The following is a 14,657-nucleotide window of genomic DNA, read 5'->3' on the forward strand; positions in this document are numbered from 1 at the left end:
GTCGCGTAGGTCTGCGCGGTCAGGCCTGCTCGGCGACCACGGCCTCCACCGGCACGGGCTCGGCCCCGGTCTCCACCGGCCGCGTGGGCTCGGCGTCCGCCGGCGTCGTGCGTGGGGGCAGCAGTGCCAGCACCGCTTGGCGGTCGGCGTCGCTCGCGGCGTCGTCGTACGGGTCGGGGGTGGACGGGACCTGGAGCCGGTGGACGGGCCCGTTGCCCAGGCGGGCATAGCCGCGCCCCGGCGGGACATGGGTGAGCGGCGTCGTGTGCGGCGGCGCCCCGAGCACCGCCTCCAGCTGCTCCGGCGCCGCCGGGCCGAGCACGACCCGCGCGCGCGTGTGCTGCCGTACCGGCTCGCTCAGCGCGTCCGCGCTGTCGAACTGCTCGGCCACGACGACGGTCACATGGGCCGCACGGCCGTGCCGCAGCGGAACCTGGAGCAGGGCCTGCGGGTCCTTGCGGCCGTCCGCGGCGGCGAGATGGCTGAAGACGCTGGGGCGGTCCAGCAGGATCCACAGCGGCCGCTTGGCGTCGTCCGGTGTCGGCTGTCCCGCCTGCCGGGCCCGGTTCGCCGCGATGAGCCGTCGCTCCGTCTCGTGCGCGGCCCACTCCAGGCTGGCCTGTGCCCCGGTCAGTCCGCACTCGACGGCCAGGACCCCGTTCCGGCCGGTGAGGCAGGCGTACTCGCCCGTGCTGCCGCCCTCGACGATCAGTACGTCGCCGTGCTGGAGCGCCTGGAGGGCGACGCAGCGCAGGAGCGTCGAGGTGCCGCTGCCGGGCTGGCCGACGACCAGCAGATGCGGCTCGGTGGAGCGGATGCCGGTGCGCCAGACGACGGGCGGGACGTCGCGCTGTTCCTCGCCGTAGTCGAGGGGAAGCGTGCGCTGGACCTCGGAGGGGTCGGTGAAGCCGAGCACGGTTTCGCCGGGCGCGGTGACGAAGTGCTGGGCGGCGATGTCGGTGGGCAGGGGAGCGAGGACGGTGACGGTGAGCTGGTTGCCCTCCTGGTCCCAGGCGAAGTGATACTCGCGGCCGCGTCCGGCCTTCGCGGCGAGCAGATGCTCGATGCGTGCGCGGGCCTCGGCCTCCCCGTCCGGGAAGTACGCCGGGTAGCGGATGACGAGGTGGGACACCCGTCCCGCGTCGTCGAACTCGGTGGCGGAGAAGGACTTCTCCCACTCCCCGCCGTGGGTGTACTGCGGTGCCGGGTCGTCGGGGTGCGAGAAGTAGGGCACCAGCGCCTCGTACAGCGACTTCAGCCGCTGCACCTGGGACTCGTCGGGGCCCTCGGGCTCGGGCTCGGCCCGCCCCCGGCCCTGCCAGGCTGCCGCCGCCATCAGCGTGATGACGGCGAGCAGCGGTCCGTACGGCATCAGCGCCACGACCAGGACGATCGAGGCCGCCAGGAACAGCAGCGGCCCCCGTTTGTCCTTGGGCGTGTCCGCCCATTTGCGCCGCCCGGCCGTGGCCAGCCGGCGCAGTCCGCGGGTGACGGTGATCAGCGGATGGAGGACGTCGGTGGCACTGTCGGCCGCCGTCCGGGCCAGCTCCCGGCTCCGGGCGATCTGTGCGCTGCCGTTGCTCAGGATGCGGGGGAGGGGGCGCCGGGCCACTGCTGTCTCCTGTTGGTGCGTACGGGCGTGAGGGGCGGCGTCAGAACTTGATGCCGCCGAGCAGGCTCGCCAGGCTCTCGCCGCCTGCCTTGATGCTCGGGGCGATGGCCGTGCTGGCGAGGTAGAAGCCGAACAGTGATGAGACACAGGCGTGCGATGCCTTGAGGCCGTCCTTCCGGAAGAAGAGAAAGACGATGATGCCGAGCAGGACGACGCCTGACATGGAGAGAATCATTTGAGGTCTCCTGGTGTCGAGGGGGGACAGTCACCATGAGTTCTTCCAGGATCACAGCATGTATCCATACGACAAAAGGTGCAACTGGGTGGTTTTCGCCCGTTTTCCCTCTCTTGGTGGAACGATCCGGCCCGGCGGAGCAGCGCTCATGGCCCCGGACGACCGGGACCATGGCGTCCGATGACCGGCACTCTTGCGTCCGGCGGCCTTCGCGGTGATCTTTACCTCGGGCAGATCGGGTCATGTGCCGCGGAAGCCAGTAGGCTGGCGATTCACTCGTACGGCGGCAACCGCTCGCTGCCGTACGCTCCCTCAGTCCCGAAGTTCACAGGAGAGGCGGTCCGTCCGATGACACAAGCCCCCGACCCCGAGGTCGTGGAGCTGGCGACCAAGATCTTCGATCTGGCCCGCCAGGGCCGGACCGAGGCGCTCGTGGCGTACGTGGACGCGGGCGTTCCGGCCAACCTCACCAATGACCGCGGGGACTGTCTGGTGATGCTCGCCGCGTACCACGGTCACGCCGACGCGGTGCGCGAACTGCTCGACCGGGGCGCCGAGGCGGACCGGGTGAACGACCGGGGTCAAACCCCGCTCGCCGGGGCGGTGTTCAAGGGCGAACAAGAAGTGATCAAGGCTCTTCTAGAAGGCGGCGCCGATCCCACCGCGGGTACTCCGTCGGCCATCGACACAGCGCGTATGTTCGGCAAGAAGGAACTCCTGGAATTGTTCGGCGCACAGTGATCCGAACGTCCTGATCAGGTACGACACAAAAAACGGGGGAGGCGGTAAAGGGCCGCCGGAAATACGGTCGCGGCAGGAGAAACCCGCGAGTCATCATGACGTCGTGATTCACGGACGTGATGGCAGGGCAGGTGTTGCCGCACCGCGCGGACCGTGATGCGGTCCGCATGGGCCACTGACGAGAGGCAGAGAGAAATGGTCAGCAGCAAGCAGAAGACGGCGGGCGCCCCGACGTTGTGTCACGCGGCCAGGTAGTGCGTGTTCCCCGGTTGCGTCGACGCTTGATGTGAGGCTGTTTCCCATGTTCGATCCGGTCATAGCGCCCAGCGGTACGCTGCTCGGCCTGCTCCAGCGGGGCCGCGGCGACGGCACGCTGCACGCGCTCACCGCCCCGCGTGCCGAGGCGCTCGCGGCACTGCACCACTGTGTGCTCCGCGACCCCCGCCACGACTGGCAGGTGGAGAACCGCTCCCTCTACTACGCCCGGCTCTACCTCGACCTCGACGGAGAGCTGGACGCCCTCGAGGCCCACCTCTTCGACCCAGAGGACGTGCTCGACTCCGACGAGTCCCGCACCGGCCTCACGCTCGCCGTCCTCGGCCACCTCGCCTCGTACGGCAGGCGGGACGCCCTCGAACTGCTGCGCAGGTACGCCGCCATCGGTTCCAACTGGGCCTGGGCCCTGGACGAACTCGCCCTGCGGGACGACGACGCGGGCCTGCGCGCCCTCGCCGCACCCGTGCTGGCCCGCTTCGCCACCGACGCGGAGGGCGAGGCCGAGCTGGCCGCGGCCGTACGGGACGCCTTCGAGCCCCGGCCCTGGCGGCTGTGGGCCGAGGATCCGCGGGAATCCGTCGCCACACGCGTGCGTGCCGCCCAGGAGACCGGCTGCTTCGACCGCTGGCAACGCCAGATGCGACCGAGCGGACCCCGTCCGGGGTGGAGCGTGCAGGCGGTGTTCGAATGGGCCCAGCAGGGCGTCGAACGCGGTGCCGCCCTCCATGTCCCGGCCGCCCGCTGCCTCGTCGCCGTCGCGGGCCCCGAGGACCGGCCGGAGATCGTCCGGGCTGCCCGGGAGGGCGGCGAGGGCGCCCGGTGTACCGCTCTGCGGTACTTGGCCGACAGCAACGACCGCGACGCCCTCGACCTGATCGAGGCCGCGGTGACCGACGGCACGACACCCGTCGTGGAAGCCGCCGTCGACGCCTTCGAGCGGATGCGCAGCATCGCCGCCGTCGACCGGGCCCGCGGCTGGGCCCACCGGCCCGACGCCCTCGGCGCCGCCGCCGGACGCATGCTCGCCTGCCGCGGCGGAACCCAGGACAGCGACCTCGTCCTCGGCGCGCTCCGCGAGGCCGTACGGGGCGAGGGCCCCGACGCGCCGACCCTGTGGACCCTCGTCGAAGGCACCGGACGCCTCGGCATCGTCTGTGCGGCGCCTGTTCTGCGCCATATTTATCGCGAGACGGCCTCGTCGCACCTGCGCGGCCGCGCCGCCCGCGCCCTGGCCGCCACCGACCCCTCGTTCCCCGCGGGCTTCGCCGTCGAATGCCTGTGGGACTGCGAGGAGACCACCCGCGAAGTCGCCGCCCGGCACGCCGAGACCGGCGACGCCCGGGTCGTCGAACAGCTGCGCCGGCTGGCCGCGGATCCGGCCGAGGAGGACGAGGTCCAGACAGCCGTACGCAGTCGGATCACGCCCGACGGGCCGGTCTCGTGAACACGAGGTGACTCGCGGGTCAGGAGGGCATGGACACGGTCTGACCTGCTCGGGTGTGCAGCGCAACGCTCATGGGACGTTTGTCGTCCGGAAAGATCCACGTTGACGCGGCCACGTCCAGTGCGGCGAGAACACCGGTATGCGTGTCGTCATCGTGACCGAATCCTTTCCCCCCGATGTGAACGGCGTGGCCCACTGCGCGCTCCAGACCGCCCGGCACCTCGTCGACCGCGGTCACGCTCCCCTCGTCGTCGCCCCGGCCCCCGCTCCCGGGAACAAGCCCGACGCCTCGGCGCCGTGCCCCGTCGTCCATGTCCCCTCCCTCCCGCTCCCGGGCTACCCCCAGGTCCGCGTCGCCCTGCCCAGCAGGCGCCTCGCGGCGGCACTCATCGAGCACCGCGCCGATGTCGTGCACCTGGCCAGCCCCTTCATCCTCGGCGTCCGCGGCATGGCGGCCGCCGCCCGGCTCGGTATCCCCGCCGTGGCCGTCTACCAGACCGATCTGGCCGGATACGCCCGTACCTACGTGGGCGCCGGCGAGGCGGCGGCCTGGCGGCGCATCCGCTCCGTCCACTCCGCCGCCGACCGCACCCTCGCCCCCTCCAGCGCGGCCATGCACGACCTGGAGGCGCACGGTGTGCCCCGGGTCAAGCTGTGGGCGCGCGGTGTGGACACCGTCCGCTTCCGTCCCGACCACCGTGACGAAGCGCTGCGGCGCGAACTCGCCCCGAACGGCGAGCTGATCGTCGGCTACGTCGGCCGGCTCGCCCCCGAGAAGCAGGTCGAACTCCTGGCCGGTGTCTGCGGCCTGGAGGGCGTGCGGGTCGTGGTGGTGGGCGACGGACCCAGCCAGGAGCACCTGACCGAGGCCCTGCCCGGCGCGGTCTTCCTGGGGCGCCGCACCGGCGACGAACTCGCCCGGATCTTCGCCTCGCTGGACGTCTTCGCGCACACCGGCCCCTTCGAGACCTTCTGCCAGACCGTCCAGGAGGCCATGGCCAGCGGCGTGCCGGTGGTCGCCCCGGCCGCCGGCGGCCCGCTCGACCTGGTCGACCACGGCCGCACCGGGTTCCTGGTGCCGCCGCGCGACGCGGATGCCGTACGGGACGCCGTACGGGCCCTGGCCGCCGACCCGGTGCTGCGTGCCGACTTCGGAGCCACCGCGCGGGCCACGGTCGAGGGCCGCACCTGGGCCGCCGTCGGCGACCAGTTGATCGCCCACTACGACGATGTGCTCGCCGGGCGCCGGGCGGTGGTGGCGGCATGACCACCGACTCCCTGCGCATCGTGCGGCTCGCCAACTTCGTCGCCCCCGCCTCGGGCGGTCTGCGCACCGCGCTGCGTGAGCTGGGCAAGGGCTTTCGCACCGCCGGCCACGAGCCGGTGCTGATCGTGCCGGGCGAGCGGCACACCGACCAGGACACCGAGCAGGGCCGGGTCATCACCCTGCCCGGCCCGCTGCTGCCGGGCACCGGTGGCTACCGCGTCCTCACCGACAAGCGGCGCGTCGCCGCCCTCCTGGAGGAGCTGGGCCCGGACCGCCTGGAGGTGTCCGACCGGACGACGCTGCGCTGGACCGGCAGGTGGGCCCGCCGGGCCCGGGTCCCCGCCGTGATGGTGTCCCACGAGACCGCCGACGGGGTGCTGCGCACCTGGGGCCTGCCGGAGAACCTGTCCCGCCGGGCCGCCGACTCCCTCAACATCCTTACGGCCCACACGTACTCGCGGGTCGTGTGCACCACGGAGTTCGCCGAGCGGGAGTTCGTGCGCATCGGCGCGCGCAACGTCGTACGGGCTCCGCTGGGCGTCGATCTGATGGAGCGGCACCCCGCCCTGCGCGACCCGGGCCTGCGGGCCCGGCACGCGCGCCCGGACGAGGCGCTGCTGGTGATGTGCTCCCGGCTGTCCGTGGAGAAGCGGCCGGGCACCGCGCTCGACGCCCTGGACGCGCTGCTGCGGCGCGGGCGGCGGGCGGTGCTCGTGGTGGCCGGGGACGGACCGCTGCGGGCGCGTCTGGAGCAGCGGGCGCGCGAGCGCGGGCTGCCGAGCACCTTCCTCGGGCATGTGTCCGACCGGGGTGCGCTGGGCGCCCTCCAGGCCTCCGCCGACGTGTCCCTGGCGCCCGGGCCGGCCGAGACCTTCGGGCTCGCCGCCCTGGAGGCCATGGCGTGCGGTACGCCCGTGGTGGCGAGCGCGTCGTCCGCGCTGCCCGAGGTGATCGGGTCCGCGGGCGCCACGGCGGCCGACCACGGCGAGGCCTTCGCCGACGCGATCGAGACGCTCCTGGAGCGGGCCGAACCCGGGCGCCGGGAGTCGGCACGCGCGCGGGCGGAGTGCTTCGGGTGGGGAACGGCGGTGGAGGCGTTCCTCGCGGCGCACGATGCGCCGGTGCTGTCCCGTGGTGCGGGCGAGGGTACGGACGGGCAGGACAGCCCGGCACCGTCCCGTCGCGTCGTCCCGGAGGGCGTCGTATGAGATCCGTCCGCTTCGTGGCCCTCGGGGACTCGCTGACCGAGGGCGTGGGCGACCCCGCCGGCGACGGGTGGCGCGGCTGGGCCGCACTGCTGGCCGGCGGGCTCTCGGAGAACCCGGTCGAGTTCACCAACCTCGCGGTCAGCGGGGCACAGACGCGCGACGTCCTGGAGCGTCAGACCCCGGCCGGACTGGAGCTCGGCCCGGACGTCGTGTCCGTCGTCATCGGCGTCAACGACACCCTGCGCTGCACCTTCGACATCCACGCGGTGGCCGCGCGGCTCGACAAGGTCTACGCGGCCTTCACCCGACAGGGCGCGGTCCTGCTCACGGCCTGCCTGCCCGACCCCGGCGCGATGCTGGGGCTCCCGGGTGCCCTCGCCCGCCCGCTGGCCCGGCGGCAGCGGGCGGTCAACGCGGTCGTGCACGCGCTGTCCGACCGCTACGGCGCCGTCCACCTGCACGCCTCGGAGGGCCTCTGGCTCACCGACCGCGCCATGTGGAGCGCGGACCGGCTCCATCCCGGCGAGCGCGGCCACCGGCAACTGGCCCTGCGCTTCCACGCGCTGCTCGCCGACGCGGGCTTCGCGACCGGGACCACGCCCTCGCCCGAGCCGGAGTTCGCGGCACCCACCAAGTCGGCGAGCCTGTGGTGGCTGGCCACCGCCGGCACCGCCTGGGTGGCCAGGCGGTGCACCGACCTGCTGCCGCAGCTGCTGAGGCTGGCCGCCGACGAGATGCGGCACCGCGCGCGGGGCACCAGCGCCCGCCTCGACCTGCGGACCTCCGCCGCGGTGTCGGCCGCGCTGGCCGCCCTGTCCGTCGCGGAGCAGCCGGACGCGGCGTGACGGCTCAACGGCGGCGTACGGCCACGAAGCGGACCGGGGTGCCCGGCACCGCCTGCGCGGCCGCCGGGAGGTCGGCGGCGCGGACCACCGCGATCACCGGGTAGCCCCCGGTGGTCGGGTGGTCCGCGAGGAAGACCACCGGGCGGCCGTCCGGCGGCACCTGGACCGCGCCCAGCACCATGCCCTCACTGGGGAGTTCGCCGGGAACGGCCCGCTCCAGCGCGGGCCCCTCCGTGCGCAGCCCGATGCGGTTGCTCGCCGACGACACCCGGTACGCGCGCGTGGTGAAGTCGCGCACGGCCCGTGGCGTGAACCAGTCGTCGCGCGGACCCGGCGTCACACGCAGGACGAGTTCGGCCGGTGGCCGCGGCTGCGGGGCGACGTCCACGCGCGCGTGCAAACCGGCCGGAGGGCCCAGCGGCAGCACCACGCCGTCCGTGAGAGGCGCCGGGCCGAGGCCGGACAGCAGATCGGTGGATCGGCTCCCGAGGACCGGCTCCACGGCGATGCCGCCGCAGACGCCCACGTAACCGCGTACTCCGGCGACGGCCGTGCCCACCTCCAGCACCTCCCCGGCCGGCACCACGACCGGGGCGCCCCAGGCGACCGGCCGTCCGCCCACCGTGACGGGGCACGGGGCACCCCCGACCGCCACGGTGACCGTCGAACGGGGCCGTACGGCGCAGCCGTTGAGGGTCGTCTCCAGGACGGCGGCGTCGGGCGGGTTGCCGACCAGCCGGTTGACGAGCGCCGCGGCGGGTGCGTCGAGCGCTCCGGAACGGGGCACACCGAGGTGGGCGTACCCGGGCCGCCCGCTGTCCTGCACGGTGGTCAGCGCCCCGGCCCGTACGACGACGAGCGCGCGGTCGGTCATGCGTCGTCCGCCGGTATGAAGCGGACACGCGTCCCCGGTGACAGCAGCGCGGCCGGCACGCGCGCGTGGTCCCACAGGACCGCGTCCGTCGTCCCGATCAGCTGCCAGCCGCCCGGCGACGAACGCGGATACACACCCGTGAACGGGCCCGCGAGCGCCACGGCCCCGACCGGCACGGCGGTACGCGGAGTGGCCCGGCGTGGCACGTCGTAGCGGTCCGGGAGACCGGTGAGGTAGCCGAAGCCGGGCGCGAAACCGCAGAAGGCGACGGTGAATTCGGTGGCGGCGTGGATGCGGGCCACCTCCTGCTCGGACACCTTCCAGTGCGCGGCGACCTCGGCGAGGTCCGGGCCGTCGTAACGCACGGGGAGCTCGATCGCCGCACGCGCGCGTGGAGGAGTGGGCGGTACCTCGGAGGCGGTCAGTTCGGATGCCCAACGGACCGGGTCGTCAAGGCCGTCGAGGAGGACCGTACGGGCCGCCGGGACGATCTCGCGGACCGCCAGGGAGCCCTCCGCGCGGCGGCGCAGCAGCTCCGCGTGCAACGCCTGGGCCTGCGCGTCGGACGACACCTCGACGAGCAGCCCGCTGTCGCCGACGGGCAGGGCCCTCATGCGAAGGCCTCCACCCGGATGCCCGCATCCACCAGCCGCGCGCGCACGCGGCGGGCCAGCTCCACGGCACCCGGAGTGTCCCCGTGCAGACACAGCGAGCGGGCGCGCACCTCGATGCGCGTGCCGGACTGAGCGTTGACAGCGCCGGAGCGCGCCAGATCCACCGAGCGCTCGACGACCGCCTCCGGGTCGCTGACCACCGAGCCGTCCTGCCCGCGCGGCACGAGCGTCCCCTCGTCGGTGTACGCACGGTCCGCGAATGCCTCCGCGACGGCAGGCAGCCCCGCCTTCTCCGCCAGCTCCAGCAGGCGCGAGCCGGGCAGCCCGAGGACGGGGAGCGAGGCGCCTGCCAGGAGCACGCCGTCGATCACCGCCCGGGCCTGCTCCTCGTCGTGCACGACCCGGTTGTAGAGCGCGCCGTGCGGCTTCACATAGGCCACGCGCGCGCCCGCCGCGCGCGCGAAGACCTCCAGGGCACCGATCTGGTACGCCACTTCGGCCGCCAGCTCGGCGGGCGGCACCTCCATCGCGCGCCGCCCGAACCCCGCCAGGTCCCGGTAGGAGACCTGCGCGCCGATCGTCACACCGCGCTCGGCCGCCAGCTCGCACACCCGGCGCATGGTGGCCGCGTCCCCGGCGTGGAAGCCGCAGGCCACGTTGGCGCTGGTGACGACGGACAGCAGCTGTTCGTCGTCGGTCAGCCGCCAGCGGCCGAAGCCCTCGCCGAGGTCGGCGTTCAGATCGATCGCGGTCATGGAACCGTGTGCCTCCGGTCTTCGTGTCGTGCTGTCAGGCGACGCGGTACTGCTCGTCGCGGGCGTCCGTGAGGAACATCTGGCCGGGGGCGTGGGTGAGGGCGAACGGCGGACGCGAGGCCATCACCGCCGCCTGGGGCGTCACCCCGCAGGCCCAGAACACCGGGATGTCGTCCGGTCCGGCAGTCACGGGGTCGCCGAAGTCGGGGCTGCCGAGGTCGTCGATGCCGAGCGCCGAGGGGTCGCCGCAGTGCACGGGGCTGCCGTGCACTGCCGGGAACAGACTGCTCTCCCGGATCGCGGTGGCCAGGTGCTCCGGTGGCACCGGACGCATGGACACCACCATCGGCCCGCTCAGCCGCCCCGCGGGACGGCACTGCCGGCCAGTCACGTACATCGGGACGTTGCGGCCCTGCTCGACATGGCGGATCGGGACGCCCGACCCGGCGAGCGCCCACTCGAAGGTGAAGCTGCAGCCGATCAGGAACGACACCAGGTCGTCGCGCCAGTGGGCCAGCACGTCCGTCGGTTCGTCCACCAGCTCCCCGTCCCGCCACACCCGGTAGCGGGGCAGATCGGTGCGCAGGTCCGCCCCCTCGGCCAGGACCGTGGTCCAGGAACCGGCGTCCGTGACGTCGAGGACCGGACAGGGCTTGGGATTGCGCTGGCAGAACAGCAGCATGTCGTAGGCCCAGTCGGCGGGCACCGAGATGAGGTTGGCCTGAGTGTGGCCCGCCGCGATCCCGGCCGTGGGGCCCGCCAGGCCCGCCCGGAAGCGGGCCCGCGCGGTTTTCGCGCTCCACGCGTGCGCGTGCTCGTCGACAAGAGTCAGGGGACGGTCCTGCGTACGGTCCACCGCGGTCACGCCAGTTCCTTCCCGCGCGTCTCCGGCAGCCCGAGGAGCGCCAGGGCCGCGATGCCGTATCCGATCGCACCGAAGACCAGCGCGCCGCCCACGCCCCAGCTGTCGGCCAGGAAGCCCACCAGGGTCGGGAAGACGGCGCCCACCGCGCGGCCGGTGTTGTAGGTGAAGCCCTGCCCGGTGCCGCGGACCGCCGTCGGGTACAGCTCGCTCAGGAAGGACCCGAAGCCGCTGAAGATCGCCGACATGCAGAACCCGAGCGGGAAGCCCAGCACGAGCAGCAGGGTGTTGGCGCCCTGGGGGATGTTCGCGTACGCCAGGATGCACAGGGCCGAGAGCAGCGCGAAGAGCCAGATGTTGCGGCGGCGGCCCAGTCGGTCGGTGAGGTAGCCGCCGGTCAGATAGCCGAGGAAGGCGCCCGAGATCAGGAAGGTCAGATAGCCGCCGGTGCCGACGACGGACAGGCCGCGCTCCGTCTTGAGATACGTCGGTACCCAGGTCGCCAGGGTGTAGTAGCCGCCCTGGACGCCGGTCGAGAGCAGGCCCGCGAAGACCGTCGTGCGCAGCAGACCCGGGGACTCTGCCGTGCCGGGCCGGAAGATCGCGGTGAACGAGCCCCGCTGTGCGTTCTGTTCGCGGGCGGCCGTCGCCTCCGGGGCGTCGTGCACCCGGCGGCGCAGCCACACCACCAGCAGCGCGGGCAGCGCGCCGGTCCAGAACATGATGCGCCAGGCCAGGTCGTCGCCGGCGAAGGAGAAGACCAGGGTGTACACGACGGCGGCCAGTCCCCAGCCCACGGCCCACGAACTCTGGATCGCGCCGAGCGTACGACCCCGGTGCTTCGCGCTCGCGTACTCGGCGACCAGGATCGCGCCGACCGCCCACTCGCCGCCGAAACCGAGCCCCTGGAGGGCGCGGAACACCAGCAGCGTCTCGTAGTTGGGCGCGAAGCCGCACGCCACGGTGAACACCGCGTAGGTGATCACGGTGATCATCAGCGCCCTGACCCGGCCGACCCGGTCCGCGAACACGCCCGCCACGGCGCCGCCGATCGCGGAGACCACCAGGGTGACGGTGGTGAACAGACCGGTCTGGCCGCTGTCCAGACCGAAGTACGCCGCCAGCGCGACCATGCTCAGCGGCAGGGTGAAGTAGTCATAGGAATCCAGGGCATATCCGCCGAAAGCACCCGCGAAGGCGCGGCGGCCACCGGGGCCGAGGGCGCGCAGCCAGCCCAACGCGCCGTCGTCGGGGCCGTGTTCACCCCTGTCGTGCCGGGTGCCGGAGGAGAGGGCCTGGGGTGGAGGGGTCGAGCTCATGAGCACCTCGCAGATGAGGGACGGAGGGTGCGGGAACTGAGCTGTGCCGTGAGTCGAGCGGTGGAGAAGCCGTGCCGTGCGGAGCACCGTAGAGGATCGTTCAACGATCCTTCAATACCCATGTTGTTTCGTCCTTGTGTCTGCGGTTGAATTCCGGGCATGGCAGAGCAGCTGACGGGACTGGCCGACGACCGCGCCCTCCTGGGCCGTACCAGCACCGCCGAGCGGGTCTCGGACATCCTCAGAAGCCGCATCGCGGATGGCTATTTCCCGCCAGGGACCCGGCTGTCGGAGGACAGCATCGGAGGGGCGCTCGGCGTCTCCCGCAACACCCTGCGCGAGGCGTTCCGGCTGCTCACCCACGAGCGCCTGCTCGTCCACGAACTCAACCGGGGCGTCTTCGTCCGGGTCCTGACCGTCGAGGACGTCGAGGACATCTACCGCACCCGCGCCCTCGTCGAGTGCGCCGTCGTACGCGGGCTGGGCGAGCCGCCGTACGTCCTGGACGGCCCGGCCGCGGCGGTGACGGAGGGACAGGTGGCCGCCGTCGAGAATGACTGGAAAGGACTGGGTACGGCCAACATCCACTTCCACCGGGAACTGGTCGCCCTGGCCGGCAGTGAACGCACCGACGAACTGATGCGCAGCGTCTTCGCCGAGCTGCGGCTGGCCTTCCACGTCGTGGACGACCCGCGCCGGCTGCACGAGCCCTACCTCGCCCGCAACCGCCTGATCCTCCAGGCGCTCCAGGCGGGGGACCGGCGCGAGGCGGAGAAGCTCCTGGAGACCTATCTCGCGGACTCGCTCGAACGGGTCGTCGAGGTGTACCGGAGGCGGGTCGGGGAGGACGTCCGGGGCGACGGCTGACGGCCCTGCGGGTGACGGCTGAAGGTACGCCCGGGGGACGGCTGAAAGTGCCGGCGGGGTGACGGCCGAGGACCCGGCCGGGGTGAGCGCCGAGGTCGTCTCGCGGTGCTGTGACGGCCGTCGCTTCTGCGCCGTTTGGGTCGTTGTCAGACCGAGGACCTAGTCTGTGCACCGTGACTTCGCCTGCATCGACGGACAGCGTTCCGCCCCAGTTCAGCGCGGGGCCGCGCCCGGCTCCGGGCCCGGCCGCCGACGAGGGACTGGCGCGGCGGCTGCGCGCGCTCGCCTGCACGGCGCCGCTGCACGACCTCGACGCGCGCAAGGCGAACCTGGCGGGCGAGTACTCGGTGTACGGCATGGCGGAGGTGGCTCTCGCCGCCATCGACCTCGTCACGCTCAACATGGACTTCGACACGGGCGCCGACCACGAGCAGATAGTGGCCAGGCTCATCCCGCGCATCGCCGCCCAGGCCCCGCGGCGGCCCGTCGCCGAGCACGAGCGAGTGGCCCGCTGGGTCCTGGAGAACCTGATCAACGTCGGCAGCGTCGACCGCGGCTTCCGAGCCGTGTACGGCACGTTCGCGCCGGACGGGACCTATGTCCGCCGTGACTACGACTTCAAGCTGATCGAGGAGGTCCCCGGCCCCGGCGGCACCGTCTATCTGCGCACGACGGACGAGGCGGTCAACGTCCTGGTCGGCGCGCTCGACACCGACGTCACCAGCGCCCAGATCGCCGCCGAGGTCAAGCTGGAGGTCCTGATCAACCGCGGCCGTCTCGCCGACGCCCAGCTCGCCGCGGAGCAGGCCAGGTACCGGACCGTGCAGTACTCGGAGACCCTGCGTCGGGCCCTGGAGGCGACCCGGCGCAACGTCCGGGCCGTGGACTGGCTCAACGCCGTTCCGGACATGATCGCCGAGGCCCTGGACCACGTCGCCGACCGCTATCGCCACGAGAACGCCATCCTCACCAACATCCGCAAGGCCCGTGACGAGACCGAGGACCCCGAGCACAAGCGCCGCGCCGCCGAACTGGTCGACATCGTCAAGGACTGCATCCGGCGGCACACACAGCTGCAGTCCCGGCTGCTGGAGGCAGGCCCCCTGTTCCGCGCCGAGCAGGACCGGCAGGCCTTCGCCACCCCCATGACGACCTCGGGGATAGACCTCTACGGCCACCTCGTCGCGCCGGCGCTGCCCCTGCCCCTGGAGCAGGCGATCCGGGTCACGGACGCCTTCTTCGCGCGCGGGACCGGGCTGCGCACGCCCGCTTCGGTACGGGTCGCGGACCTCGTCGACCTGCTCCTGACACCGCCGGTGGAACGGGAGCACCTGGGCGCGGAGATGCCCGAGCCCGACCTCATCGCCACGCCGGACGACAGCCGGTTCAGCGACGATCAGCTGGCGGCCGCGAAGGAACTGCTGGATCTGCCCGCGGACGCGCCGAGAAGACTGTCCGGACTGCTCGCCGAGGCGCGCCGACAGGACCCCGACCTCCCTTACCTGGTGGCGCTGCTCGCGGTGCACGCGGCCAGCCCGGCGGTCGGCACGGCATACCGGCAGGGCGAGGAGAAGCTGCTGTTCGCCGTGGACGACGGCACCGAGCTGGACGATCCCGAGTTCGGCGGCGCCGACCTCATCGTCGGCACCGCCCTGCTGGACGCCGCGGGGATGGCGGCGGACCGGACGGAGGCGGCGTGAACGGAGCCGGCCGACGTACGTACGAGTGTGAGAGCGAC

The 14,657-nt window shown here is 73.0% G+C and carries 14 protein-coding genes; 7 read left to right on the forward strand and 7 right to left on the reverse strand.

The features are described from left to right. Positions 1–19: 19 nt before the first annotated feature. A complete protein-coding gene (locus tag ACFY1J_RS19980; RefSeq protein WP_390731595.1) occupies positions 20–1,612 on the reverse strand; it encodes a hypothetical protein in 1,593 nt (530 codons plus the stop codon). A 40-nt stretch (positions 1,613–1,652) separates the two neighbouring features. After that, positions 1,653–1,847 carry a hypothetical protein gene (locus ACFY1J_RS19985; protein ID WP_235455802.1) on the reverse strand — a complete coding sequence of 65 codons (195 nt, stop codon included), beginning with the start codon at positions 1,845–1,847 and terminating at the stop codon, positions 1,653–1,655. Positions 1,848–2,195: 348 nt separating this feature from the next. On the opposite strand from ACFY1J_RS19985, the gene ACFY1J_RS19990 reads away from it, so the two are divergent. From ACFY1J_RS19990 to ACFY1J_RS20010, 5 genes are all read left to right on the forward strand, one after another. Then, the gene (locus ACFY1J_RS19990; protein ID WP_390712496.1) at positions 2,196–2,588 is read left to right on the forward strand and encodes an ankyrin repeat domain-containing protein; all 393 of its coding nucleotides are present in this window, start codon (positions 2,196–2,198) and stop codon (positions 2,586–2,588) included. A 301-nt stretch (positions 2,589–2,889) separates the two neighbouring features. Next, positions 2,890–4,308: a HEAT repeat domain-containing protein gene (locus ACFY1J_RS19995; protein WP_390712497.1), complete on the forward strand. Its 1,419-nt coding sequence runs from the start codon at positions 2,890–2,892 to the stop codon at positions 4,306–4,308. A gap of 139 nt (positions 4,309–4,447) precedes the next feature. Then, entirely contained in the window at positions 4,448–5,575 is a 1,128-nt protein-coding gene (locus ACFY1J_RS20000; protein WP_390712498.1) for a glycosyltransferase family 4 protein, read from the forward strand. Beyond that, the gene (locus ACFY1J_RS20005; protein WP_390712499.1) at positions 5,572–6,783 is read left to right on the forward strand and encodes a glycosyltransferase; all 1,212 of its coding nucleotides are present in this window, start codon (positions 5,572–5,574) and stop codon (positions 6,781–6,783) included. Before ACFY1J_RS20000 ends, ACFY1J_RS20005 begins: the two co-directional genes overlap by 4 nt. Continuing rightward, complete coding sequence (locus ACFY1J_RS20010; RefSeq protein ID WP_390731596.1) at positions 6,780–7,628, forward strand: SGNH/GDSL hydrolase family protein; 849 nt, start codon at positions 6,780–6,782, stop codon at positions 7,626–7,628. The genes ACFY1J_RS20005 and ACFY1J_RS20010 overlap by 4 nt, the downstream gene beginning before the upstream one ends. A 4-nt stretch (positions 7,629–7,632) precedes the next feature. Here ACFY1J_RS20010 and ACFY1J_RS20015 read toward each other — a convergent pair whose 3' ends face one another. From ACFY1J_RS20015 to ACFY1J_RS20035, 5 genes are read right to left on the reverse strand one after another with little or no spacing between them, the layout of a single operon-like run. Further along, positions 7,633–8,502: a biotin-dependent carboxyltransferase family protein gene (locus tag ACFY1J_RS20015; protein ID WP_390712501.1), complete on the reverse strand. Its 870-nt coding sequence runs from the start codon at positions 8,500–8,502 to the stop codon at positions 7,633–7,635. Beyond that, positions 8,499–9,116, reverse strand: coding sequence for an allophanate hydrolase subunit 1 (locus ACFY1J_RS20020; protein WP_390712502.1), 618 nt, complete (start codon positions 9,114–9,116; stop codon positions 8,499–8,501). The genes ACFY1J_RS20015 and ACFY1J_RS20020 overlap by 4 nt, the downstream gene beginning before the upstream one ends. Then, positions 9,113–9,871: a LamB/YcsF family protein gene (locus ACFY1J_RS20025; protein WP_390712503.1), complete on the reverse strand. Its 759-nt coding sequence runs from the start codon at positions 9,869–9,871 to the stop codon at positions 9,113–9,115. The genes ACFY1J_RS20020 and ACFY1J_RS20025 overlap by 4 nt, the downstream gene beginning before the upstream one ends. Positions 9,872–9,905: 34 nt before the next feature. Beyond that, entirely contained in the window at positions 9,906–10,727 is an 822-nt protein-coding gene (locus tag ACFY1J_RS20030; RefSeq protein WP_390712528.1) for a putative hydro-lyase, read from the reverse strand. Positions 10,728–10,732: 5 nt separating this feature from the next. Beyond that, on the reverse strand, positions 10,733–12,052 hold the full coding sequence (locus tag ACFY1J_RS20035) for an MFS transporter (RefSeq protein WP_390731597.1): 1,320 nt from the start codon (positions 12,050–12,052) through the stop codon (positions 10,733–10,735). Positions 12,053–12,211: 159 nt separating this feature from the next. Between ACFY1J_RS20035 and ACFY1J_RS20040 the strand changes: the two genes are divergently transcribed. Next, positions 12,212–12,919, forward strand: a complete 708-nt coding sequence (locus ACFY1J_RS20040; RefSeq protein ID WP_390712505.1) for a GntR family transcriptional regulator — start codon at positions 12,212–12,214, stop codon at positions 12,917–12,919. Between the two features lie 173 nt (positions 12,920–13,092). After that, positions 13,093–14,619 (forward strand): hypothetical protein, encoded by a 1,527-nt coding sequence (locus ACFY1J_RS20045; RefSeq protein WP_390712506.1) that lies wholly within the window; start codon positions 13,093–13,095, stop codon positions 14,617–14,619. Positions 14,620–14,657: the final 38 nt, after the last annotated feature.

It is taken from the genome of Streptomyces sp. NPDC001406 (assembly GCF_042895285.1).
In the GTDB taxonomy this organism is placed as follows: Bacteria; Actinomycetota; Actinomycetes; order Streptomycetales; family Streptomycetaceae; genus Streptomyces.